This window comes from Bradyrhizobium sp. AS23.2 (assembly GCF_001908185.1).
Lineage (GTDB): Bacteria > Pseudomonadota > Alphaproteobacteria > Rhizobiales > Xanthobacteraceae > Bradyrhizobium.
The window spans coordinates 1-21,988 of sequence record NZ_LGHM01000015.1 but is presented as its reverse complement, the minus strand read 5'-3'; the positions used below and the strand labels follow the sequence as shown (position 1 = coordinate 21,988).

The 21,988-nt window shown below is 63.1% G+C and carries 21 protein-coding genes and 1 pseudogene; 14 read left to right on the top strand and 8 right to left on the bottom strand.

The window, feature by feature from the left end; genetic code table 11:
* Positions 1 to 43: 43 nt before the first annotated feature.
* Both AC630_RS03155 and AC630_RS03150 read right to left on the bottom strand, forming a co-directional pair.
* Positions 44 to 1,303, bottom strand: coding sequence for an ABC transporter substrate-binding protein (locus tag AC630_RS03155; protein ID WP_083636111.1), 1,260 nt, complete (start codon positions 1,301 to 1,303; stop codon positions 44 to 46).
* Positions 1,304 to 1,368: 65 nt separating this feature from the next.
* Positions 1,369 to 2,388, bottom strand: a complete 1,020-nt coding sequence (locus tag AC630_RS03150; protein WP_074117059.1) for an ABC transporter ATP-binding protein — start codon at positions 2,386 to 2,388, stop codon at positions 1,369 to 1,371.
* A 257-nt stretch (positions 2,389 to 2,645) separates the two neighbouring features.
* Here AC630_RS03150 and AC630_RS03145 point away from each other — a divergent pair, with 257 nt between their 5' ends.
* Complete coding sequence (locus AC630_RS03145) at positions 2,646 to 3,449, top strand: DeoR/GlpR family DNA-binding transcription regulator (RefSeq protein WP_074117023.1); 804 nt, start codon at positions 2,646 to 2,648, stop codon at positions 3,447 to 3,449.
* Between the two features lie 106 nt (positions 3,450 to 3,555).
* Here the strand turns inward: AC630_RS03145 and ccoG are convergent, their stop codons facing one another.
* Genes ccoG through AC630_RS03130 form a run of 3 tightly spaced genes read right to left on the bottom strand, consistent with a single transcriptional unit; the run spans position 3,556 to position 5,814 of the window.
* Positions 3,556 to 4,983, bottom strand: a complete 1,428-nt coding sequence (gene ccoG, locus AC630_RS03140; RefSeq protein WP_074117022.1) for a cytochrome c oxidase accessory protein CcoG — start codon at positions 4,981 to 4,983, stop codon at positions 3,556 to 3,558.
* 7 nt (positions 4,984 to 4,990) lie between these two features.
* Positions 4,991 to 5,305, bottom strand: coding sequence for a metal-sulfur cluster assembly factor (locus tag AC630_RS03135; protein ID WP_074117021.1), 315 nt, complete (start codon positions 5,303 to 5,305; stop codon positions 4,991 to 4,993).
* Positions 5,302 to 5,814, bottom strand: a complete 513-nt coding sequence (locus AC630_RS03130) for a DUF2249 domain-containing protein (RefSeq protein WP_074117020.1) — start codon at positions 5,812 to 5,814, stop codon at positions 5,302 to 5,304. The genes AC630_RS03135 and AC630_RS03130 overlap by 4 nt, the downstream gene beginning before the upstream one ends.
* 1,130 nt (positions 5,815 to 6,944) lie before the next feature.
* On the opposite strand from AC630_RS03130, the gene AC630_RS47985 reads away from it, so the two are divergent.
* The 4 genes from AC630_RS47985 to AC630_RS03110 all read left to right on the top strand — a co-directional run bounded on the left by AC630_RS47985 (position 6,945) and on the right by AC630_RS03110 (position 10,385).
* Complete coding sequence (locus AC630_RS47985; protein ID WP_349537897.1) at positions 6,945 to 7,067, top strand: hypothetical protein; 123 nt, start codon at positions 6,945 to 6,947, stop codon at positions 7,065 to 7,067.
* 633 nt (positions 7,068 to 7,700) lie between these two features.
* On the top strand, positions 7,701 to 8,423 hold the full coding sequence (locus tag AC630_RS03120; RefSeq protein WP_074117018.1) for a Crp/Fnr family transcriptional regulator: 723 nt from the start codon (positions 7,701 to 7,703) through the stop codon (positions 8,421 to 8,423).
* Positions 8,424 to 8,712: 289 nt separating this feature from the next.
* On the top strand, positions 8,713 to 9,591 hold the full coding sequence (locus AC630_RS03115; protein ID WP_074117017.1) for a carbohydrate ABC transporter permease: 879 nt from the start codon (positions 8,713 to 8,715) through the stop codon (positions 9,589 to 9,591).
* Positions 9,588 to 10,385 carry a carbohydrate ABC transporter permease gene (locus AC630_RS03110; protein ID WP_074117016.1) on the top strand — a complete coding sequence of 266 codons (798 nt, stop codon included), beginning with the start codon at positions 9,588 to 9,590 and terminating at the stop codon, positions 10,383 to 10,385. Before AC630_RS03115 ends, AC630_RS03110 begins: the two co-directional genes overlap by 4 nt.
* 66 nt (positions 10,386 to 10,451) lie before the next feature.
* Here AC630_RS03110 and AC630_RS03105 read toward each other — a convergent pair.
* The 3 genes and pseudogenes from AC630_RS03105 to AC630_RS03095 all read right to left on the bottom strand — a co-directional run bounded on the left by AC630_RS03105 (position 10,452) and on the right by AC630_RS03095 (position 12,771).
* Positions 10,452 to 11,087: pseudogene (locus tag AC630_RS03105) on the bottom strand (response regulator).
* Between the two features lie 167 nt (positions 11,088 to 11,254).
* Complete coding sequence (locus AC630_RS03100) at positions 11,255 to 11,884, bottom strand: response regulator (RefSeq protein ID WP_074117015.1); 630 nt, start codon at positions 11,882 to 11,884, stop codon at positions 11,255 to 11,257.
* Between the two features lie 59 nt (positions 11,885 to 11,943).
* Positions 11,944 to 12,771 (bottom strand): sensor histidine kinase, encoded by an 828-nt coding sequence (locus tag AC630_RS03095; RefSeq protein WP_245330244.1) that lies wholly within the window; start codon positions 12,769 to 12,771, stop codon positions 11,944 to 11,946.
* Positions 12,772 to 13,752: 981 nt separating this feature from the next.
* Between AC630_RS03095 and AC630_RS03090 the strand changes: the two genes are divergently transcribed.
* From AC630_RS03090 to AC630_RS03050, 9 genes are all read left to right on the top strand, one after another.
* A complete protein-coding gene (locus AC630_RS03090; RefSeq protein ID WP_074117058.1) occupies positions 13,753 to 13,992 on the top strand; it encodes a hypothetical protein in 240 nt (79 codons plus the stop codon).
* A gap of 31 nt (positions 13,993 to 14,023) precedes the next feature.
* A complete protein-coding gene (locus tag AC630_RS03085; protein ID WP_074117014.1) occupies positions 14,024 to 15,145 on the top strand; it encodes an AI-2E family transporter in 1,122 nt (373 codons plus the stop codon).
* 5 nt (positions 15,146 to 15,150) lie between these two features.
* Entirely contained in the window at positions 15,151 to 15,744 is a 594-nt protein-coding gene (locus AC630_RS03080; protein ID WP_074117013.1) for a hypothetical protein, read from the top strand.
* Positions 15,745 to 16,230: a DUF992 domain-containing protein gene (locus tag AC630_RS03075; protein ID WP_074117012.1), complete on the top strand. Its 486-nt coding sequence runs from the start codon at positions 15,745 to 15,747 to the stop codon at positions 16,228 to 16,230.
* Between the two features lie 41 nt (positions 16,231 to 16,271).
* Positions 16,272 to 17,342 (top strand): HlyD family secretion protein, encoded by a 1,071-nt coding sequence (locus AC630_RS03070; protein ID WP_074117057.1) that lies wholly within the window; start codon positions 16,272 to 16,274, stop codon positions 17,340 to 17,342.
* Positions 17,339 to 20,122 (top strand): ribosome-associated ATPase/putative transporter RbbA, encoded by a 2,784-nt coding sequence (gene rbbA / locus AC630_RS03065; RefSeq protein WP_074117011.1) that lies wholly within the window; start codon positions 17,339 to 17,341, stop codon positions 20,120 to 20,122. Before AC630_RS03070 ends, rbbA begins: the two co-directional genes overlap by 4 nt.
* Entirely contained in the window at positions 20,123 to 21,235 is a 1,113-nt protein-coding gene (locus AC630_RS03060) for an ABC transporter permease (protein ID WP_074117010.1), read from the top strand.
* A 162-nt stretch (positions 21,236 to 21,397) separates the two neighbouring features.
* Complete coding sequence (locus AC630_RS03055; RefSeq protein ID WP_245330243.1) at positions 21,398 to 21,760, top strand: HdeD family acid-resistance protein; 363 nt, start codon at positions 21,398 to 21,400, stop codon at positions 21,758 to 21,760.
* A gap of 16 nt (positions 21,761 to 21,776) precedes the next feature.
* Positions 21,777 to 21,988 (top strand): twin-arginine translocation signal domain-containing protein (locus AC630_RS03050; RefSeq protein ID WP_143197772.1); only part of this gene is annotated, 212 nt, incomplete at its 3' end.

Below are 21,988 nucleotides of genomic sequence, written 5' to 3'. Positions count from 1 at the left end.
TGGAGCGGCGGGATGGCGGAGAGCCGCCATCCCACCGTTTCCCTTACTTGGAGGCGCGCAGCACGCGGTCGGATTGCGCTTGCGCGGCGGCCAAGGCCTCCTGCGGCTTCTGCGAACCGGTTACCGCGGCCTGTACCGCATCGTTCACGAACTTGTAGATACGTCCGTTCTCGTGGACGGAGAGCTCAGGCACCGCATGCTCGAGCTGATCGCGCGCGACAATCGCCTGCGGGAAACCCTTGGCATACTCTTCCATCGCTGGCGTCTTGTAGGCGGCCGGCGACACGGCGACATAGCCGGTCTTCATGCTCCATTCCGCCGCGCGCTCGGGCGCTGTCATCCACTGGATGAACTTGACGGCCGCCTTCTGCTGCTCGGGAGACGCACTCTTGAAGATGTAGAAGCTGCCGCCGCCAGTCGGCGAGCCGCGCTGCTCCTTGGCCGGAAGCATGGCAACGCCAAACGCGAATTTCGCCGCGTCCTTGACGGCGGTCAGGTTGCCGGTGGTGTGCCACATCATCGCCGTCTTGCCTTCGAGGAAGTCGGTGCGCAGCGTCGCCCAGTCTATGCTGCCGGAAGGCATCACATTGTGCTTGCGCGACAGGTCGACCCAGTAGTCGAGCGCCACGACCGTCTTCGGTGCGGTCAGATGGACCTCGGTGCCGGCCTCGTTCATCATCTTCTGGCCGTTTTCGATCGCCAGCGCCTGGAGCATCCAGTAACCGTAGCCGGTCGTGGGAATCTCGACGCCCCAGCGCGTGGTGTTGCCGGAGCCGTCCTTCTTGACCAGCTTCTTCGACATCTCGACCATTTCGTCCCAGGACGCCGGCGCCTTCTCCGGATCAAGTCCGGCCTCCTTGAAGGCGTCCTTGTTCCAGTACAGCACGATGGTCGAGCGCTGGAACGGGATGCTCCAGGTCTTGCCATCGATTTGACCGTTGGCCATGAAGGCCGGATAGAATTCCTTGAACCAGGATTTGTCGCTGACGAGGCCGTCGATCGGCACGATGGCGTTTTCGTCCATCAGCGTGAACACGTCGGTGGACAGCAGCACCGACAGTTGCGGCGGCTGGCCGCCCTTCATCGCCGTCATCGCCTTGGTCATCGTGTCCGTGTAGTTGCCGGCATAGACCGCCGTCACCTTGATGTCCGGATTGTCCTTCTCGAAGCGCGAGACCATATCGTCAACGATCTTCGTGACGGGACCGCCGACAGCGACGGGATAGTACATCGTCAGATCCACTGCGGCCGCCGGACGGGCAGTTCCAATGGACAATGCAGCGAACGCCGCTGCCATCAACATTGTACGTCGAGCAAACATCTTGGTCTCCTTCGTTATCCCTTCTGACCGTTCTGACACCGCCGCTCTCACCGGTCGGAGGCCGCCAGGCGACCCTCGTTGACGATGTTCTCCAACCGGACTTCGGTGGTGGAATCGAACCGGTGTTCGTGATCCGCATCCCAGGCGATCCTGATATCTTCGCCCGGCTGAACCTTGCTAAAGCCGTCGAGCCGCACCGAGATCGGCTGACCATCGATCTCGCACAGCACGATACTGTCGGCGCCGAGATGCTCAACGGCTTTGACACGCACGACGTGATCGCCACCTGGGGCGACGCGGATGTGCTCCGGCCGGATGCCGATGAGCCGATCGCCCTGGCGCACGAGATTCATCGGCGGCGTGCCGATGAACCGCGCCGTGAACGCCGTTGCGGGGCGGTTGTAGAGTTCTTCCGGAGAGCCGTTCTGCTCGATGCGGCCGTCGCGCATCAGCACGACGCGGTCGGCCATCGTCATGGCTTCCGTCTGGTCGTGGGTCACGTAGACCATGGTCATGCCGAGGCGCTGCTGCAGCGCGCGGATCTCCGTTCGCATCTCGTGGCGCAGCTTGGCGTCCAGATTCGAGAGCGGCTCGTCCATGAGGCAGACCCGCGCTTCCGCGATGATCGCCCGCCCCAGCGCGACGCGCTGACGCTGACCGCCGGACAATTGCGACGGCTTGCGCTCGAGCAGATGGCTGAGGCCGACGATGTCGGCCACGCGCCGGAGCCGCTCATCCCGCTCGGCGCGCGACACGCGCCGCACGCGCAGACCGAAGACGATGTTCTCGGCCACGCTCAGATGCGGAAACAGCGCGTAGGACTGGAAGACCATGGAGATCTTCCGCTGCGCCGGGGTGAGATGCGTGACGTCGACGCCGCCAATGGCGATCGTGCCGGCATCAGCCTCTTCGAGGCCTGCGATCAGGCGGAGCGTGGTGGACTTGCCGCACCCGGAAGGCCCGAGCAGCACCAGCAGCGAACCTTCGTCCGCCGTCAGACTGACGTCATCGACAGCGCGCATCGCCCCCCAGCATTTGGAGACGTGACTCAGCGTAATCGCCGACATGGCCGGTTCGCTCTCGGTTGCGATGATCTGCGCAAGGTACAGATGTCGCCGCGCAAACCCGTTGCGTGCTGTTCGCGTGCAGCAGCGCAAGGTCGGTCACGACACGCAGACCGATCCATCCGTGTCCCTCCCTTTGACCACGCAACATTCATCGGCGTAGCGATTATTGTGTTCATATGAACATAGTATGACAGCGTATGAAATAGAAATTTGCGCCTCGCATGTTCGAATGATACTTTGGTCGGCACGGAGAACCCATGCTCAGCACCCCCACCGATCGTCAGGCCCACATTCTGGAGATTGTCCGCGAGGAAGGCTTCGCCTCGATCGAGCACCTCGCAACGCGCTTCGACGTCACGCAGCAGACCATTCGCCGCCTCGTGAATGCGCTTTCCGACCAGGGATTGCTCCGGCGAATCCACGGCGGCGTCAGCCTGCCCGTCCAGAACCAGAATCTCGCCTATGGAAGCAGGCAGGGATTGAACGCTAACGCCAAGCAGCGCATTGCGCATGCGACCGCCAGGTTCATTCCCGACGGGGCCTCACTGATGATCGGACTCGGCACGACGCCTGAGTATGTCGCGCAGGCACTATCCCGCCGCCAGGATTTGCGCGTGATCACCAACAATCTGAACGTGGCGGCTGCGTTCGCACAAAATCCCGATATCGAGATCACGATCGCCGGTGGCACGCTCCGCCCGCTCGATCGGGACATCGTCGGCGAGGCGGCCGCGCGCTTCTTCGCGGGCTTCCGGGCCGACTTCGGCATTTTCGGCGTCGGCGGCATCGACCAGGACGGCACGCTGCTGGATTTTCACGTCGGCGAGGTTCAGGCGCGCCAGTCCATCGTCGCCAATTCGCGCACGGCCGTTCTCGTCGCCGACACGACCAAGTTCGGTCGCAACGCGACCGTGCGAGGTGGCCATCTCGACGATTGCCACCATCTCTTCACCGACGGTCCGCTGCCGGCCGCCTTTGCCCCGATCGCAGCGAAGTACGGCGATCGTATTCACGCAAACGGCGAGGCTCGCGCAGATTTTGAGCGGCCCGGCCGCAGCTAGTGATGGCCCGCAGGCGAACGATCCAGGCCGAGCCAGCGCTTCCTCAGCCAATCTCCTGCCGAACCTTGGCAGCAGCACCGCACATCGCCTTCAGCTTCCGCCTGCTCTAACGTTCGACAAACTTGTCCCTGGCCGTCAGAACGGCCGCGCCACTCTCCTCACGTGCCGTGAAGACGACATCGCCCTGGACATGCTCCGGCGCAGTGAGCGTGACGCGCAGCGACTCGGACGCATCCGGCGCCACCTCGATCGGTGCAAGCGCATCGTTGCCGACGATTGCCATCTTTGCGGTCACCCCGCCCACGGAAAGCGTGTACCGATGCGGACTCGCCGACTTGTTGAGCAGCTTGACCGTGTATGCGTTGCGGACCGATCCATTGGAAAGTCGGACGGCGACGGGATCCCGGTCATGCTGGACGGAGAGCGAGGCCGTCGTCCTCGCCCCGAAAGCGACGGTGATCACGCCAGCGAGCGCGACGCATGCCGCTGTCAGGCCGATGGTCTTCGGGCGCACTAATCTGTTGACCGCGGGTTCGGCCCGGCGGCCACGCTCGATGTTCTTCCAGCTTTCGTAGTCGATCAGACCGCGAGGGCGCCCGAGCTTCGCCATCACACCGTCGCACGCATCGACGCAAAGTCCGCAGTTGATGCAGGCGAAGTTTGGCCCTTCGCGTATGTCGATGCCAATGGGACAAACTGCTACGCATTGGCCGCAGTCGACGCAATCGCCGGCCGGCTTTCCTTGCAGCCGCAGCTCGGCAGCTTTCTTGGCGGAAGTTCGCTGCTCACCGCGGTAGTCGCGGTAGTTCACGGTGTAGGCTTCGGGATCCCATATGGCGCCCTGAAGACGCGGCCAAGGGCACATGAAAGTGCAGACCTGCTCGCGCGCAAAGCCAGCGAGACCATAGGTCGTCCCCGTAAAGACCAGTATCCAGGTGAGCACTGTGGCGGAGATTTCGCCGGACGCGAAGCCGCGCAGGAGGTCAGGCGCATCCGTAAAATAGAAGATGAGGGTGCCGCCGGTCGCCACCGAAATCAGCAACCAGGCGGCATGCTTTGCGGCGATCTCGATCACCCGCTTCGCTGTCAGAGGCGTGCCGATATTCTTCAGACGCTGTCGCCGGTCTCCCTCTATCAGCCGCTCGACGAGCAGGAACAGATCGGTCCACACCGTCTGAGGGCAGGCGAAGCCGCACCACAATCGCCCGCCAAGAGCATTGGTCAGGATGAGTATGGTCGAGGCGAGCACCAACAGGCCCGTGACGAGATAGAGATCCTGCGGCCATAGCTCGATGAAGAATGCGTAAAGTCGCCCGTTTGCGAAATCGAGCAGGACCGCCTGGTCAGGCGCATTGGCGCCCCGATCCCAACGAAGGAACGGCGTCACGTAATTGATCGACAGCGTCAGCAGGAGGATAGCCCACTTCAACCGGCGGATCGGACCCTTGACCGCTTGCGGCACGACAGGCTGACCGGTGGCTGCAGCAGCCTTGGCGCGCGTTCTGGCGTGATCGATCTCGATGGTGACTGCCATGGCCCGCTCAGTTGCCCGCGGCAAAGCCGAGCGAGGCCCGGATGGCAGGATCGATCAGGGAAGGTGACCAGGGCGGCTCGAAAGTCATCGTCACGTCGGCGGAAACGACGCCGGGGACCGCCGCGACGGCGGCTTGCGCCCCCTCCTTCAGGAAGCCCGTCGCTGGGCATCCCGGCGTGGTGGCCGTCATCGTAATGTGAACGTCGCCGCCTTCGGCTATGATGTCATAGACGAAGCCGAGATCGACGATGTTTTGACCAAGCTCTGGATCGATCACGACGCGCAGCGCGTCGCGGGCCCGCGCGACGAGTTCTTCTGTCATATCGGCGCCCTCACCGTCAGTTCGTAGGTGGTGCCGTCGGGCAAAAAGCCGCCGAGCCAACGAAAACCCCGCTTTTCGAGCTGCGGAAACAGAAAGACAGGCTCCCGTCGCAGCAGGGCCGACAGCGTCTCGCCGGGCCCGAGCTTGTCGGCTGCTGCGAGGATCTGGACCATGGGTTCGGGCGGCTCGAGGTCGCGATTGTCGAGCTTGACGAGAGGCTCCGGCCATGGCGCGAAGCCCCAGTCGGTAGAGGGGGACACGCCCGGCTCCTTTTTGGGCGGCTCGGCCGGCGTGAACAGGACCTCCCACTCGTCCCCTTCGAGCGGCTGTGCAGAATGCGCAAATCCCTTGTCGGCCATCACGGCGAACAGCGGGATCGGCTTGAACGTCGCGTAGAGACGAAGTCCCTGCCCCGGCTCCAACCGTTCGAGCGCGGCCATGATGACTGAGAACGGTTCGCCCCCGGCTCGCAGGATCGGGCGGACGTCGACATCGATGTATGCGGTCATGGTTCTCCTCTCTCAGTTCCTGGCAAACAGCAGATGGGGGGGCGACGGCTCCTCCGGGCAGCCGCAGCGGGCTCGCGACATCGGCGAGCCGCCGGATCCGGACGATTTCGCGGACGATGCCGACGACGCCCAGAGTCATCGCGACCACGGCAGCACGGAAAGCGCTCGGCTCACCGACCAAGAGCGTGAGCGTTCCTGCCCAGACGGCCACATAGTAGATAACGAACCACTTCGTCGCCCTGCCCTCGGCGACGAGATCCTGGACTCGCGGCGTCGGAGCCCGCCCCATGACGGGGCCGTAGGTTTCCAGCCAGGTCAGGAACGCAACGATCTTGTAGAGCTTCGCGAGCACCAGCCCCGATAGCCATCCGAACACCGCGAGAAAGGTGAATGCACCGACGTGCGCCGCGAGTGCATCCGCCGAGATCAGCGCGACGCCCAGCACGGCCACGCCCGCAAGGCTCGCGAACGACAGCGTCGCGATGCGCATGTTGAGCTCGAGCTGACGCCGCTTGCGGTTTCGGAAGATACCGGCGACGTCACGGCCGTACAGAGCGGCGGACACAAGTCCGAGGACTCCAGCAATCAACAACACGACGCCCATTCCGGACGCGAGCCCGATCGCCAACGCGCCGCCAGCCACCGTCACGGCGACAGCCAGAGCACCGGCCGCGAGCGTTACACGGCTCTGGCGGTCGTCCACGTCGGGCGACAGCATGAACATCGACAAAAGCCGGTAGCTGACGCCCATCGCAGTCAAGGTCAGCCACCCCCCAAGCCCTACGATCGCGTGGAGCGGCACGCCGGACGCCAACACTGTCTCGCCGACGGACCCGGCCCATCCAGCCAGCGCGAATGCGAATATCGAGCCGAAAGCGACGGTTGCGCACAGGGAAGCCAGACCGACGAGAACGAAGCTGGCCGGCCCCGTCGGCCTCAGCCAGGCGGTTAGTCCGAGGTCGACGACCACGAGAGCGAAGCCGGTGACTAGCAGAACCGCGCCGAGCGGCAGGAGCCAAAGTGCGGGCGGCAAGTGACCGCCCACCGCCATGAAGCCCGCGAGCAGGCAGACAAGACCGGCGGTAAGCAGGCCAAGTGGCGGCAACGCCCATTGCTCGGAGAACAAGGGCTTGGCGACGAGCACGGGAACGAACTGGAATAGCGCCCCGCACATTGCCAAGCTCAGCCAGCCGATGGTGACGGCATGGACCAGGACCAGCGTATCCGGCGAGGCGATGTCCGCGACGGGATAGCCGATACCGGCGACCATCAGGGCGAGGGCCACCAACAACCATGTCAGCGCCGCCGCGAAGTAGGCCATCGTCCAACGGAATATGCTGCCGCCGATCATGCCCGCTCCGTCGTCATTTGCGCGTGCCGCCGGGCAACGGACCATAGGTCAGCGCCGGCCCGCGATACGCTAGCGCCTTGGTCATCATTCCCATGAGAGTTCCTCGACATCCGTCTCTGCAGCTTAGTGCAGGTTCTGGAGCGCTCTTTGCGATTTCGCAAAGACACCGAGGTTCCTCTCTTCGATAGTGGACGCCGCAATAGATCGGAGAGCGATATATGAGAATCTTCGAAAGACTTCGCGAGCGTAGCCGCCATGCCGCGCTCGAGCCGGCGGCGTTGGACGACTTCGCATGCGAAGCGGAGCGACCGCCGGTTCATGAACATGGCCGCCCTTCCCCCGCTTCGACCGCCCCAGCTTCGTGATGTCGGACTTTCCCCGCGCCTGAGCCGGTTTTTTCGGGCCGCTTTCCGGAAGGTGCGGCTGCGACTTCAGGTCGGTGCAGGAGGGCGTCTGGTCCACCGATCCATGATCGCCCGACGTTGAGCCACAGTCTGGTCACGGCTACTGTCGGAGGGCCTGGAGAAAAGGATTCATGGCAGCCGTAGACCGCTCGCTCGTCGCCAATCTTCCGATGTTCGCGGGTCTCGCCCCTGCCGAGCAGGAAGACTTGCTGCACGAGGCCCGGTCGGTCCGCTACCCCAAGGACACCGCCGTGTTCGAGCAGGGCGCCGAAGCCGACCGCTTCTTCCTGCTACTGCACGGCCATCTTCGGGTCGAAAAGACCACTCCCCAGGGCCAGCAGGTCATCGTGCGCTACGTGTCCGCTGGTGAACTGTTCGGGGTCGCGCAGGCCATGAACCTTGCCTGCTATCCCGCGACTGCGGCCGCCGCCGTCGACAGCATTGTGCTGGCCTGGCCGGCGGCATCTTGGGTGCGCCTCGTCGCCAGATATCCAAGCCTCGCGGCCAGTGCGCTGCAGACGGTGGGAAGCCGGCTGCAGGATACCCAGGCGCGCGTCATCGAGATTTCGAACGAACAGGTCGAGCAGCGTGTCGCGCACGCGCTACTGCGTCTCGTCAAGCAGGCCGGCCGAAAAGTGGAGCGCGGAATCGAGATCGATTTTCCCATCAGTCGGCAAGACATCGCGGAAATGACGGGCACCACGCTACACACCGTGAGTAGAATCCTGAGCGCATGGGAGGGCCAGGGTCTCGTCGAAGGCGGACGACAGCGCATCGTGTTGCGCGACCCACACCGCCTGCATCTTCTCGCGGAACACTCCGAAGAGAGCCGCCTTCGCGGCTCGCCCCCTTGAGCCCAAGGCTTCTCACCCTCGGCCCAGGACCGGCTTAGTCGTCGGCCGCGGCTGGGGACGCGCTCGCTAACCAGGCGCGCACCATGTTAATGACCGCCGCGCGGAATTGTGCTGCCGCGTCGCCCGCGGACTTGCCCACCGGCTGTTTGAAGGGCTATTCCAGGCAGGATCCGGAATGCTCAAAAGGCCTCGGTGCAGATCGAGGCCTTTTGCGTGCCCGGCGTGTCCTGCCGTCTGCTCCTTCCGTCTGTTTTGGGCTGACTATTCTTGCCCGCCGCAATCGTTCGATATGAAGCAATACGACAATAGAGCCTGGCTCCTGGTGCTTCCTGCCCTGGTCATCGTGACCTTCGTCGGAATCCTCCCTCTCATCGCCGTGACGAATTATTCCTTCCTCGACCTTTTCAGCCTGAACAACCCTTATTGGGTCGGCATCGAGTGGTACCGGAACATCGTCACCACGGAGCGTTTCTATAGCAGTTTGGGACGAAGCTTTCTTTTCTCGGCCATCGTCCTGTCAATCCAGCTGCCGCTCGGCATCTGGATCGCCCTGCTCCTTCAACGATCACATCGATTCGTCGTCAGCACGGTCCTTGTTCTGATCACCATTCCGCTTGTGGTGCCGTGGAACATGATCCCGATGATCTGGCTCAACTTCATCAATCCCAATGTCGGTCTCGCCGGCCGGATATTGGGATGGTCAGGCGTGGGCTTTGACTACAAGTTCAATGCCCCGCACACCTGGATCGTGCTTGTCGTGATGGACACATGGCATTGGCTGGGGTTGGTCGTCGTGCCGTCCTATGCCGGAATTTCCAGCATTCCTCCCGCCTACTACCAGGCGGCAGCGATTGACGGCGCGTCGCGATGGCACATCTTTCGCTTCATCCAACTGCCGAAAATGAAGACCGTGCTTTCGATGGTACTTCTTCTTCGCTTCATGGACAGTTTCATGATCTATATCGAGGCCTTCCGCATCAATGCCGGCGGACCGAATGGCGCGACGGCATTCCTAAGCCTCGACCTTGGCGAGGAAATCCAGGCTTTCAACTACGGGCCGGCCGCCGCCCGCTCAATCGTATACTTCCTGATCGTCATGACAGTCGCGTGGGCCTTCAAGGCGGCAACTGGCACTCGGAAGCCGCTCGCCATAGAGCCCGTCAGGTGAAGTCGCTGCCATTGACGGGGAGGATCATCGTATTCGCCGTGCTGGGAGCCTTCATCCTCGTACCACTGGCGCAAACGATCATCATCAGCTTTGTTTCGACGCTACCAAGAGACGGGATCCCCGAAGGGCATTTCAGTCTCGTCAATTACCGGAACATTCTTCATTCGCCAGTTCTGAAAGAAGCGATTCTCAACTCCATCACCTACGTCTTGTTGAACGTCGCGCTTTGCCTTGGCGTCGGACTGCCCGCCGCTTATGCGTTCGCCCGATACAGCTTCGTCGGCGATCGACAACTCTTTTTCCTGCTGCTGGTCTTCCGCATCACGCCGACCGTCGTGCTTTCACTGCCGATCTTTGTCCTGTTTGCACAGATCGGCCTGGTCAACACCCCAGTCGGCATCGCTCTTGTTCATTGCGTTTTCAACATTCCGATATCGATCTGGATATTGGAAGGATTCATCTCAGCAGTGCCTCGCGAGTTTGACGAGACGGCATTCCTCGACGGCCACACTCTCGTCAGTTTTTTCTTCCGCCATCTCATTCCAGCCGTGGCGCCGGGCATCGGGGTCACCGCATTCTTCTGTTTCATCTTCTCCTGGGTGGAGGTGGTGCTTGCCCGCATTCTTACGACGACCGGCGGCAAGCCGATCACCATGGCCATCAACGCGCTGTTCAGCTTCCGAACGGACGTCGGCCTCGTCATGGCAATGACGGTTCTCGCACTCGTTCCCGGAATTGCGATGATCTATTTTGTTCGGAACCACCTCGCCAAGGGCTTTGTGATCCGAACTTGATGGTTGGACGAAGCGCGAGGTGAAATCGTCGGGCAAGCCCCGCGATCGGTGCGGCGAAATCAGCCCTTACGGCGACACCAGCCTCACGCGGATGGCATAGCGAACCAGCTCGGCAGTGGACGACATCCGGAGCTTGCGCATCGCCGAGGCGCGGTGGGTCTCGACGGTCTTCACGCTCAACTTCAGGATTTCGCTGATCGACTTGTTGGTATGCCCTTCCGCGATCAGCTGGACCACGCTCTGCTCGCGCGAGGTGAGCAGCATGTCGGTGCGGTTCTGCTTGTTCGACTGGTAATCTTGAAGCAACTTCTCCAGCAGAGCACTGGTGAAGTAGGGCCTGCCGTCGAGCAAGGCCTCGACGGCGAAAATCAGGTGCTTGCGGGCGTCGGATTTGAATAGCACGCCACGGACGCCGGCGAGGATGACCTCCGTCAGGAGTTCCTCGCTCTCGTGCATGGTCAGGATCAGCACCTCGGTTCGTGAACGCAGCGCCTTGAGACGACGACTGACCTCCACACCGTTCATGATGGGCATGGAGTAGTCAACGATCGCGACGTCCGGTCTTGTCTCCAGCGCCAGCGCGACAGCCTACTCGCCGTTGATCGCTTCTCCGCTCACGATCCAGTTTGGGCGTGCTTCGACGATCGCGCGAAGCCCGGAACGCACGATTTCGTGGTCATCCGCAATCAAGATGCGCTTCACGGCGTCGTTCCCGTTTGCCAGTCTCTCCTCTACCGGGCGACAACGGCGGTGACCGGCCGCACAATCAGCCGATTATACGGCGCCCGGCCACCAGGTTTATCCAGTAAAACCCTGAGATATCCCGGCAAAGGTACTGACGCCCCGGAGCGGCTCGCCGAAGTCACCGTTCAGGCCACGATCAGACCCGTCCGAGCAGCATAGCGGACCAATCCGGCCGTCGAGCCCACCTCCAGCTTGCGCATCGCGGACGCCCGATGTGCTTCGATCGTCTTGACGCTGAGATCGAGGATCGCGCTGATCCCCTTGTTGCTGTATCCCTCTGCAACCAGCTTGACCACGAGGCGCTCGCGCGCCGTGAGTTCGTGGTGATACCCACCATCGGCACGCGGTTCGCGATCAAAGTCGTTCACGCAGCTCTGCGTGCAGAATGGCCTGTGCTGCAATAGCGACTCGACTGCAGCCAGCAGCAGCTTGTTCGCATCCGACTTCACCAGGAATGCGCGCGCGCCGGCCTCGAACGCCTGCTGCGCGATCAAGCCAGAATTGTGCACGGTGAAGATCAGAACCTCTGTCTGCAGCGGGTAATCCCTGATCCGCCGGGCCACCTCGACGCCAGTCATGCGGGGCATCGAGAAGTCGAGGATGGCGACGTGAGGCCGGCTCTCGATTGCGGCTGCGATCGCCTTGCCGCCGTCGGTAGCCTCGGCCACGACCGCCCAGTCCGCCCGCTGTTCGAGCACCGCTCGCAGACCCGAACGCACCGCTTCGTGATCGTCCGCTATGAGAATTCGTTTCACCGCAGCGCACTCCAAATCCTTCACGGCGGTCCGGTTCTTCTCCGGCTCGCCGCCGCGGGCTAGTGTTCTTTCGTTGATTGTGTGCCTGCGTAGGCCGTCACGACGGCCGCGGTCCTTCGCAGGTTGCGCCTGTTCGCATCGAGGCAAAGCGGGAACACCGCGCGCAGAACGGCGCCGGAATGCGACGCTGCTGGATTGGACTGGATCTCGAGCGTACCTCCGATCTCGTGCAACCTGGCCCGCATCGCCGGAATTCCGACCCCGATCGATGCCGGCTTGGTGCCGCGCCTGCCGGGCTCGGGAAGGCCGCGCCCGTTGTCGCTGATCGTCAACCGGAACTGGCCGTCGGCAACGTCGACGACGATGGTTACTTCCGTCGCCTTCGCATGACGGAAGACGTTGGTCAGAGCTTCCTGAACGACGCGCAGAAGCGAGCGCTTCGTCCCGTATGGCAGCCGGTCGACGTCCGGCACGACGTCAAATGCCACGCGCAGCGATGTACGCGCCGAAAAACCCTCTGCGTAACGCTCGATCGCGGCCTTCAACCCCTCCCCCTCCAGATTCCGCGGATGAAGCAGATAGGCAAAAGCGCGAAGCTCCCGTAGGGCTTCATCGATCGACGCATCGATGTCGTCGCAGAGCCGCTCGGCTGAGCACACGTCGCCCAGGCTACTGCGGATCCGCATCAGGGTAAGGCTGGCGGCAATCAGATGCTGACAGGTCGAGTCGTGCAGATCGGAGGCGATCCGCTGCTGGATGCCTTCCTGAATGGACAACAGGTCAACGCTGATATCGAATCCGCCGCCGCATGCCTGCTGAATGGGACCATCTCGCAGCTCGCGGTGGCTGCCGATCAATCGGATCATGCCACCGAGCGCGAGATCCACGATCGGCATGACGGTCGTTTCCATCGCCCGAGGTCGACCGCCGAGCGCAAGTCGCTGGCGGATCCTGACGGCCGCAAATGGAGCTGGCGTCGTCGGCGCTCATGCAATCAAAGATATCCAGATCGCGGACGTCTTCCGACGATACACCGAGCTGCAACTCGAATGCCGGATTGATCCGCTCATAGGCGAAGTGTCCGCGGTAGGACGGGCGCGCGGCAAACAGAAGATCTGCAGAAGACATCCAGTAGAGCCCGTCGATGGCTTCCTGCGAACCTGTCCAGCTGCCGAGACGGATTCGCTTCGACGCACCATGTGACTTCACGGCAGGTACTCACTCTATTCCGGCGACTCTCGACCAGATCGAGTGTCTCCTTCCCCGCCCCGCCAACATCAGCCACCGGATCGGAAGATCCTCCCCCTAGGCTTGACAATCATACCACCGCACAACACGCCACACCAATAGATAGCATTTCCAGGCAACCAAAATCTCTAATCTGCGAGGTGTATGGTCGCGATGTTCGATATGCAGTTTGTGCCACGCAACGCTCAAATCCGATGCAAACGAGATTCAAAACACCGGGCGCACACTTCAGGACGTACACTTCGAGACGCTCACTTGGGGAAATGACCGGCGGCAATTTGTTTGCGTCTGCTTGCGTTTAGGAATGCGTCCCTGACCGATGTCCTGGCCCCGCCTCCTCCATTTCCGAGAGTCCAACCAGACCGGCGTCCCTCGTCCGCTTGATTTCTGCCCTCCTCCCTACATAGAATCCCGGATGTGCGCCCGCGAAGCGGACCATTAAGGTCTTCTAAGGTCTTCGCCGGCGAACGAGGTCAGCATGGGCGTAGGGCGAGAACCTTCAAGCCGGTTGAATCCGTCGTGTTCGGCCCGATCGCAATCGCCGCCGGCGCAGGAATTTACGGGCTGGCCATCGGAGCCATCTCGATCTGACCAATATCGCTGACCGCATGGAGGCGAGTGTGAATATCCAGACCGCGTGTCGCGCCTTGATCCTGGGTGCACTGGTAGCCGTCATTGCACCATCCACCCTCTGTCAGGCCCAGCCGAAGGACGGCGGCGTGACGACGCCGAAGCAACAGGGCGCAGCCGCGCCAAACGATGCAACGCCGAATACCAATACGAATCCGGCCAAGCACCGCTACTGGCGGCACCGCGGCGGCAAGCATCCTCACTATGGCAGCCGCCGCGTTCGCACCTAAGGTCTGGCGACTCCCGGCAATGGACCGATCTATGAGCGAATCCAGGATGGGACCAGAGCGCGTGCGCGAGGTCGTTCTGAACGAGAGCCCGATAGATCATAACGGGGATACCGGCCAGCGGAGCCTGCTCGCGACTGGTCTTATTTTACTTGTCGCCGGCGTTACGCTGTTCCTGGTGTGGACGACGGTGCCCAGCCTATTGATCGTCTTCGCGGGCGTGCTGTTTGCGGCCCTGCTGGATGCCGCGGCGCGGGCGCTGGCGCCGGTCGTTCCTCTCGGTCGCGTATGGCGTTTGACGTTCGTGCTTCTGCTGCTCTCAGCTCTGTCAAGCTTCGGCCTGGTCTGGGGCGCGGGGAAGCTGCCGGAGCAGACGCGCCTGCTGCTGAAGGTCATGGATGCCCAACTCGATATCGTGCAGCAGCATCTGTTGTCCTATGGCGTGGACCTGCTCGGCCCGGAATGGGGGCGCGACATTGCGCAATGGCTGTTCGCCGATCAGGGCCGGTTTTTCAGCCATGCCCAATTCCTGCTGGGTGGCGCTTCGAGCCTTCTGACCGGCGTGCTCGTGATCCTGTTCCTCGGCATACTCTTTGCCTTCGATCCGACCAGCTACCGCGAAAGCCTGGTCGTGCTGGTCAGGCGATCCTACCGCGCCCGCATGCGCGCAGTGATGGACGAGATGGGCAACGTCATGCGGTTGTGGTTCGTCGGCCAGTTGATCCGCATCATTCTGATGACGCTATGCGTCTGGCTCGCGCTCTATCTCATTGGCCTGCCGGGACCGTTCGTGCTCGGGCTGCAAGCGGGCTTGTCGAACTTCATCCCCTATCTCGGGCCGATCGTCGCCGCGATCCCGATCGCGCTCGTGGCGATGCCGCTCGGCGCCTCGCCGCTGATCTGGGCCGTCGTCGTCTACACGATCATCCAGTCGATCGAAGGCTACGTGATCGGCCCGCTGATCCAGCGTCAAGCAGTCGAGACGCCGCCGGCCTGGACGCTGGTGGCGATCGTTCTGCTCGGCGCCTTATTCGGCGTCATGGGTATCGCGCTCGCGATGCCGCTCGTCGCCATCGGCCGCGTCGCGATCATCAGGTTCTATGTCGAGGACTATCTCGGCGACCGTCTCGGGGCGGCAATGGACAATCGTGAGTGACTGCCATGAGCGAAATCAATGCTCACCATGATACCCCTGAGCCTTCCCAGGCACGTTCGGGGATGGCTCACATTTTGTGGCAACAGCTTCCCTATGCTGTCGCACTGCTGCTCGCCATCGGAGGCGTCGCCTATACCAACGTCTCGCACCAGCCGCTGGTTGGCTATTGGGAATTTCTGGCGCTTGCCATCGGTGTGGTCTGCGTCGTCACGAAATGGCGGGAGACGGAGGGCCGGGAGAGCCAGATCCGTCTGATCTGGACCCAGGCGCTGCACTGGATCGCGGTCCTGATCACGATGAACATCATCCTGGTCTCCGGTGTTCAGCAGTTGCTTCCGACGCCGGCGACCGGCCTCGTCCTGCTGACGCTGCTTGCGCTCGGCACGTTCCTTGCTGGCGTGAGTCTCCTGTCGTTGCAAATTGCCTTTCTCGGACTTGCGATGGGCGCAGCCGTCCCCGCCATCTCCTGGCTGAAGCAGTCGATCTTCTTCTTCCTGCTCGGCGCCGTGCTGCTGATCGGCCTTGCCATCTCGTTCTGGCTGCGCCAGGACCGGCCCGCGGCCAGGGCGACGGGAACCAGGCAACAGACGGAGGCTTGAATGCGACCATTGCGATATCTTGCAGCCACCGGCGCCATAGCTGTTCTTTGTGTCGTCACCTCTCCCGCGCACGCCGAGAGATTCAGGGTCGGCAGGCTGCTGTGCTTCTCGGAGCCGCGTGTCGGATTGGTGCTTGGGTCGGCGCAGGCCTTGCGCTGCGTGTTCACTGCGTTACGCCCGCCCCGGCAGTACGTCTACGAGGGGCGGATCAGGCGCGTCGGGCTTGATCTCGGCGTGACCAGTGCCGGCACATTGTCCTGGGCCGTCTTCGCCAGGAATTCGCGGATAGGTCCCGCCACGCTGCGCGGCAGCTATGTCGGCGCGAGCGGCAATGTCGCCATTGGCCCCGGGCTTGGCGCCAACGTGCTGATCGGCGGGTCGCGGCGGACGATCATGCTGCAGCCGATCTCGGTCGAGCGCTCGATCGGACTGAACCTCGCGGCCGGCGTGACCCAATTGACATTGGGACCGCGAGGCCAGCGATAATCCGCATCCGACCTTACTGCCCAATGAAAACGACCTCGACCATGACTCGCAATCGAAGACCCTGGCTGATCGCCGCCCTCGTCGCCGCTCTCGGCACAGGCAGTTACTTCCTCTGGCAGAGGCTTGGGGGTGACAGCCTTCCGAGCGGATTCTCCAGTGGTAACGGCCGCATCGAGGCCGTCGAGATCGACATCGCCACGAAGACGCCGGGGCGCATCCGGGACATCCTGGTGCGAGAAGGCGATCTGGTCACCGCGGGACAGGCGCTGGCGCAGATGGATACCGTGCAGCTCGAGGCGCAATACCGCCAGGCCCAGGCACAATTGCGACGCGCCACGATCGGTATCGAGACCGCCAAGAGTCTCGTGACCCAGCGCGAGGCCGAGAAGAAGACGGCAACCGCCGTGATCGCCCAGCGCAGCGCGCAGTTCGATGCGGCCGATCGCAAGCTCCAGCGTTCCGAGCAACTGATCCTGACCAACGCGGTATCCCAGCAGGTGCTCGACGACGACCGGGCGGCCGCCAATGGCGCGCGCGCAGCCGTGGCAGCGTCCGAAGCCCAGCTCGCCGGCTCGGAAGCAGCAATAAGCGCGGCTGAGGCACAGGTGGTCGACGCGGAGGCTGCCGTCGAGGCGGCGAAGGCCGCGATCGAAAGCATCAAGGCCGACCTCAACGACTCGACGCTGCGCGCACCGCGCGATGGCCGCGTTCAATTCCGCGTGGCCCAGCCGGGCGAGGTCCTCAGCGCAGGCGGGCGCGTGCTCAACCTTGTCGACCTCGGCGACGTCTACATGACCTTCTTCCTGCCGACGGCGCAGGCTGGCCGCGTGGCCATCGGCTCGGAGGTCCGCCTCGTGCTCGACGCCGCGCCGCAATGGGTCATCCCGGCCAAGGCGACGTTCGTCGCTAGCGTTGCTCAATTCACACCCAAGACGGTCGAGACCGAGGAGGAGCGCCAGAAGCTGATGTTCCGCGTCAGGGCGCATATTTCGCCGGAGCTGCTGCGCAGACACATCGAGCAGGTCAAGACCGGGCTGCCCGGTCGCGCCTTCGTTCGCCTCGATCCCAACGCCGAGTGGCCGGCGCAGCTCACGGAACATCTGGTCAAATGACCGACGCGCCGCACGCCTTCCCCTCCTCCGCTTCGGCACCGGTGATACGCCTCGAGGCGGTCGGGCTGTCCTACGGCACAACGCGCGCGCTCGATGACATCACACTCGACATTCCCGCAAGCCTCATGGTGGGATTGATCGGACCTGACGGCGTCGGCAAATCCAGCCTGCTCTCGCTGGTCGCCGGAGCTCGCACAATCCAGGACGGCCACGTTCACGTGCTGGGCGGTGACATGACGGATGCCGCCCACCGGCGGCGGACCTGTCCGCAGATCGCCTACATGCCGCAGGGCCTCGGCAAGAATCTCTACCCGACGCTCTCCGTATTCGAGAATGTCGATTTCTTCGGCCGCCTGTTCGGCCATGATCGCCGCGAGCGCGAGGAGAGAATTCAACAGCTCCTGAGGGACACCGGTCTTGCGCCGTTCGCAGACCGGCCCGCGGGCAAGCTGTCGGGCGGCATGAAGCAGAAGCTCGGCCTCTGCTGCGCGTTGATCCACGATCCTGATCTGCTGATCCTCGATGAGCCGACCACCGGCGTCGATCCGCTCTCGCGCCGGCAGTTCTGGGAGCTGATCGAGACGATCAGCAAGGATCGTCCCGGCATGAGCGTCATCGTCGCCACCGCCTATATGGAAGAAGCCGCGCGCTTCGACTGGCTGGTTGCGATGGATGAGGGACGGGTGCTCGCCACCGGCACGCCGGCCGAACTGCTGCGGCAGACAGGTACCGACAATCTCGATGCCGCCTTCATCGCCCTGTTGCCTGAGGAGCAACGACGGGACCACAAGGAGGTGGTGATCCCGCCCCGCCGGGCCGACCAGGGCGGCGACGTCGCGATCGAGGCCAAGGATCTCACCGTCAAATTCGGCGACTTCACGGCTGTCGATCATGTGACCTTCCGCATCGCCCGCGGCGAGATTTTCGGCTTTCTCGGCTCGAACGGCTGCGGCAAGACCACGACCATGAAGGTGCTGACCGGGCTTTTGCCGGCCAGCGAAGGCGAAGCCCAACTGTTCGGACGCGAGGTCGATCCCCGTGACATGGATGTCCGGCGCCGCGTCGGCTACATGTCGCAGGCCTTCTCGCTCTATTCCGAGCTGACCGTCCGCCAGAACCTGGAGCTGCACGCACGCCTGTTCCGGCTCGCCCCCGATACGATCGACGGTCGAGTCCTCGACATGGTCGATCGCTTCGACCTTTCCAATGTCATCGACGCGTTGCCGGACGCGCTGCCGCTCGGCGTCCGCCAGCGCCTGTCGCTTGCCGTCGCCATGATCCATGCACCCGATATTCTGATCCTGGACGAGCCGACGTCCGGCGTTGATCCGGTGGCGCGCGACGGCTTCTGGCAAATCCTGTCCGACCTGTCGCGACAGGACAACGTCACGATCTTCGTCTCCACCCACTTCATGAACGAGGCGGAGCGCTGCGACCGCATCTCGCTGATGCATGCCGGCAAGGTCATGATCAGCGATACACCGGAACAAATCGCGGCACGGCGCGGCGGCGGCAGCCTCGAAGAGGCTTTCGTTGCGTACCTCAAGGACGCAATCGCCGCGAGCGACACGACGAAGGCATCCCCAACACCGCATATCGCGACCACCGCTGCCGCCGCGAAGCCGCACGGCGCGATGCACAGCACATTGAGCTTCTTCGATCCGCGCCGCATGTTCGCCTATACGCAACGGGAGGCGCTCGAGCTCAAGCGCGATCCGATCCGCGCCACCCTTGCGATCCTCGGCAGTCTCATCCTGATGTTCGTGATGGGCTATGGCATCAACATGGACGTCGAAAACCTCTCCTTCGCGGTCATGGATCATGACGACACCACGATCAGCCGCGACTATGCCCTTCAGATCGCGGGCTCGCGCTACTTCACCGAGCTCGCACTGATCACCGACTATGACGATCTCGATCGTCGCATGCGCAGCGGCGAGCTCAGCCTTGCCATCGAAATCCCGCCCGGATTCGGGCGCGACGTGGCACGCGGCAGCAACGTCCAGATCGGCGCATGGGTCGACGGCGCGATGCCGTCGCGCGCGGAGACGGTGCGCGGCTACGTGCAGGCGATGCACGCGACATGGCTCGCGCAGCGCGCCCGGCAGCTCTACGGCAATGCCGCCACCACCGGCGACCACCAGATCGAGGTTCGCTTCCTCTACAACCCCGACATCAGAAGCATCGTTGCGATGGCGCCGACCGTGATCCCTATCCTGCTGCTGATCATCCCGGCGATCCTGGCGACGCTGAGCGTCGTGCGCGAGAAGGAGCTTGGCTCGATCATCAATTTCTACGTCACGCCGGTCACGCGGCTCGAGTTCCTGATCGGCAAGCAGCTCCCCTATGTCGCGCTCGCCATGCTGAACTTCTTCCTGCTGACCGCTTTTGCCGTGTTCGCATTCCGGGTTCCCTTCACCGGCAGCTTCGTCGCATTCACGTCCGCCGCGCTCCTGTATGTCATCATCACCACCGCCATGGGCCTCGTGATCTCGTCATTCATGACGAGCCAGATTGCCGCGATCTTCGCGACCGCACTGCTCACCATGATCCCGGCCACGCAATATTCGGGGCTGGTCGATCCGGTTTCCTCGCTCCAGGGCGCCGGCGCCGTTATCGGACGGATTTATCCGACGGCCCATTTCGTCACCATCACGCGCGGCACCTTTTCCAAGGGGCTCGACTTCGGCGATCTGTCCGGACCCTTCCTGGCCCTGATCGTCACCATCCCGATCCTGCTCGCGCTCGGTGTCGCGCTCCTCAAGAAGCAGGCGAACTAGATGCGTACGGGCAATATCGTCCAGCTCGGCATCAAGGAGCTCCGCGGCCTGTTCCGCGATCCCATGATGCTCGCGCTGATCGTCTATGCCTTCACGGTCTCGATCTATACGGCGTCCAAGGCGCAGCCGGAGACGCTGAACCAGGCGGCGATCGCCATTGTCGACGAGGACAGGTCGCCCGCCGCCGCGCGCATCATCACGGCATTCAGCCCGCCCTATTTCACAGTTCCCCGGCTGATCTCGCAATCGGAGATGATGAGCCGCATGGATGCCGGCCTCGATACTTTCGCGCTCAACATCCCACCGAACTTCCAGCGCGATCTGCTGGCGCGGCGATCGCCCGCCATCCAGCTCAATGTGGATGCGACCCGGATGTCGCAGGCATTCACAGGCAGCGGCTATATCCAGTCGATCGTCGGCGACGAGGTCAGCGAGTTCCTGTCCCGCTATCGCTCGGCCGCCCCGCTGCCGATCGATCTGGCGCTGCGCGCCCGTTTCAATCCCGAGCTCAACAAGAGCTGGTTCGGAGCCATCAACAACATCATCTCCTCGGTCACGATGCTGTCGATCATCCTGACCGGCGCGGCACTGATCCGGGAACGCGAGCACGGTACGATCGAGCACCTTCTGGTCATGCCGGTGACGCCCTTCGAGGTGATGGCAAGCAAGATCTGGTCGATGGGACTCGTCGTCCTTGTCGCAGCAAGCATATCGCTGATCTTCGTCGTGCAGGGATTGCTCGCGGTCCGGATCGGCGGTTCGGTCCCGCTGTTCCTGTTTGGCACCGCGCTCTATCTGTTTGCCACCACCAGCATGGGCATCTTTCTCGCGACGTCCGCCGGCACGATGCCGCAGTTCGGCCTGCTCATGATGCTGGTGCTGATGCCTCTTCAAATGTTGTCGGGCGCCACAACCCCGAGGGAGAGCATGCCCGAAATCATCCAGAACATCATGCTCGCTGCGCCGAACACCCATTTCGTGATCCTGGCCCAGGCCATCCTGTTTCGCGGCGCCGGGCTAGCGGTCGTGTGGCCGCAGCTTGCCGCGTTGCTGGTGATCGGTGGCTTATTGTTCTTCCTGTCTCTCCGTAGCTTCCGGCGGTTCCTGCAATAAGGTTCCGCAGGGTCCGATAGCTCGCGTCCGAGCCCTGCGCACGGGGGAGGATGGGAAACTTCCCGCTTCGTTGCTCAGGGTTTTGTCTGATGTCGGCGTCGGGTGTTCGAGGCTATGATCCGATGTGCGGTCGATCGAGCCATGACCGCGCAGGAGGCTTGCATGGCCGTGTATGACAGTCGCGGAACCATCGGCACCTTCGGTCCTCCGCCGCTGTGGGCCTGCGCGCTGCTCGGTGTCGTCCTGATCGCTGCCGGCCTCTTCGCACTTGGCGACCTCGCCTTCGCCACCATCATCAGTGTCAAGTTCATCGGGCTCACTGCGATCGCCGCCGGCGGGTTCGAGGTCGCGCACGCGTTCTGGACCAAGGGATGGAGTGGTTTCCTGTGGCGGATCGTGCTCGGCGTGCTCTACCTCGCCTTCGGCCTGATCCTGCTCACCCAGCCGACCTCGGGCGCGCTGATCCTAACTTACCTCCTCGGCGCAGGGCTCTACGCGCTGCAATCGCTACGGACGACCGCATGACATAAGGAGAAATACAATGCATGCTCCTAACCGCCGTGCCTTCCTCGGCCTTGCAAGCAACGCCATTGCCGCCGCAGCGATCGGCGCCGCCGGCGCCCGCCTCATCGACGTCGCGAATGCGATGCCGATCGATCACGCCCTCGGGCAGGCCGACAAGCCATCGGCCCCTGTAACGCCGGCGCAGTGGGGACCGGCGCCCGGTCCGGGCTGGGGCGGCCCCGGCTGGGG

Excerpts from the sequence above, each read along its gene's own strand:
- AC630_RS03085 (WP_074117014.1), top strand. The coding sequence starts at position 14,024 with ATGAGCGAATCCAGGATGGGACCAGAGCGCGTGCGCGAGGTCGTTCTG.
- AC630_RS03060 (WP_074117010.1), top strand. The coding sequence starts at position 20,123 with ATGCGTACGGGCAATATCGTCCAGCTCGGCATCAAGGAGCTCCGCGGC.
- AC630_RS03070 (WP_074117057.1), top strand. The coding sequence starts at position 16,272 with ATGACTCGCAATCGAAGACCCTGGCTGATCGCCGCCCTCGTCGCCGCT.
- AC630_RS03145 (WP_074117023.1), top strand. The coding sequence starts at position 2,646 with ATGCTCAGCACCCCCACCGATCGTCAGGCCCACATTCTGGAGATTGTC.
- AC630_RS03155 (WP_083636111.1), bottom strand. The coding sequence starts at position 1,303 with ATGTTGATGGCAGCGGCGTTCGCTGCATTGTCCATTGGAACTGCCCGT.
- AC630_RS03075 (WP_074117012.1), top strand. The coding sequence starts at position 15,745 with ATGCGACCATTGCGATATCTTGCAGCCACCGGCGCCATAGCTGTTCTT.
- AC630_RS03135 (WP_074117021.1), bottom strand. The coding sequence starts at position 5,305 with ATGACAGAAGAACTCGTCGCGCGGGCCCGCGACGCGCTGCGCGTCGTG.
- AC630_RS03055 (WP_245330243.1), top strand. The coding sequence starts at position 21,398 with ATGGCCGTGTATGACAGTCGCGGAACCATCGGCACCTTCGGTCCTCCG.
- AC630_RS03130 (WP_074117020.1), bottom strand. The coding sequence starts at position 5,814 with ATGACCGCATACATCGATGTCGACGTCCGCCCGATCCTGCGAGCCGGG.
- AC630_RS03115 (WP_074117017.1), top strand. The coding sequence starts at position 8,713 with ATGAAGCAATACGACAATAGAGCCTGGCTCCTGGTGCTTCCTGCCCTG.
- AC630_RS03080 (WP_074117013.1), top strand. The coding sequence starts at position 15,151 with ATGAGCGAAATCAATGCTCACCATGATACCCCTGAGCCTTCCCAGGCA.
- ccoG (WP_074117022.1), bottom strand. The coding sequence starts at position 4,983 with ATGGCAGTCACCATCGAGATCGATCACGCCAGAACGCGCGCCAAGGCT.
- AC630_RS03150 (WP_074117059.1), bottom strand. The coding sequence starts at position 2,388 with ATGTCGGCGATTACGCTGAGTCACGTCTCCAAATGCTGGGGGGCGATG.
- rbbA (WP_074117011.1), top strand. The coding sequence starts at position 17,339 with ATGACCGACGCGCCGCACGCCTTCCCCTCCTCCGCTTCGGCACCGGTG.
- AC630_RS03120 (WP_074117018.1), top strand. The coding sequence starts at position 7,701 with ATGGCAGCCGTAGACCGCTCGCTCGTCGCCAATCTTCCGATGTTCGCG.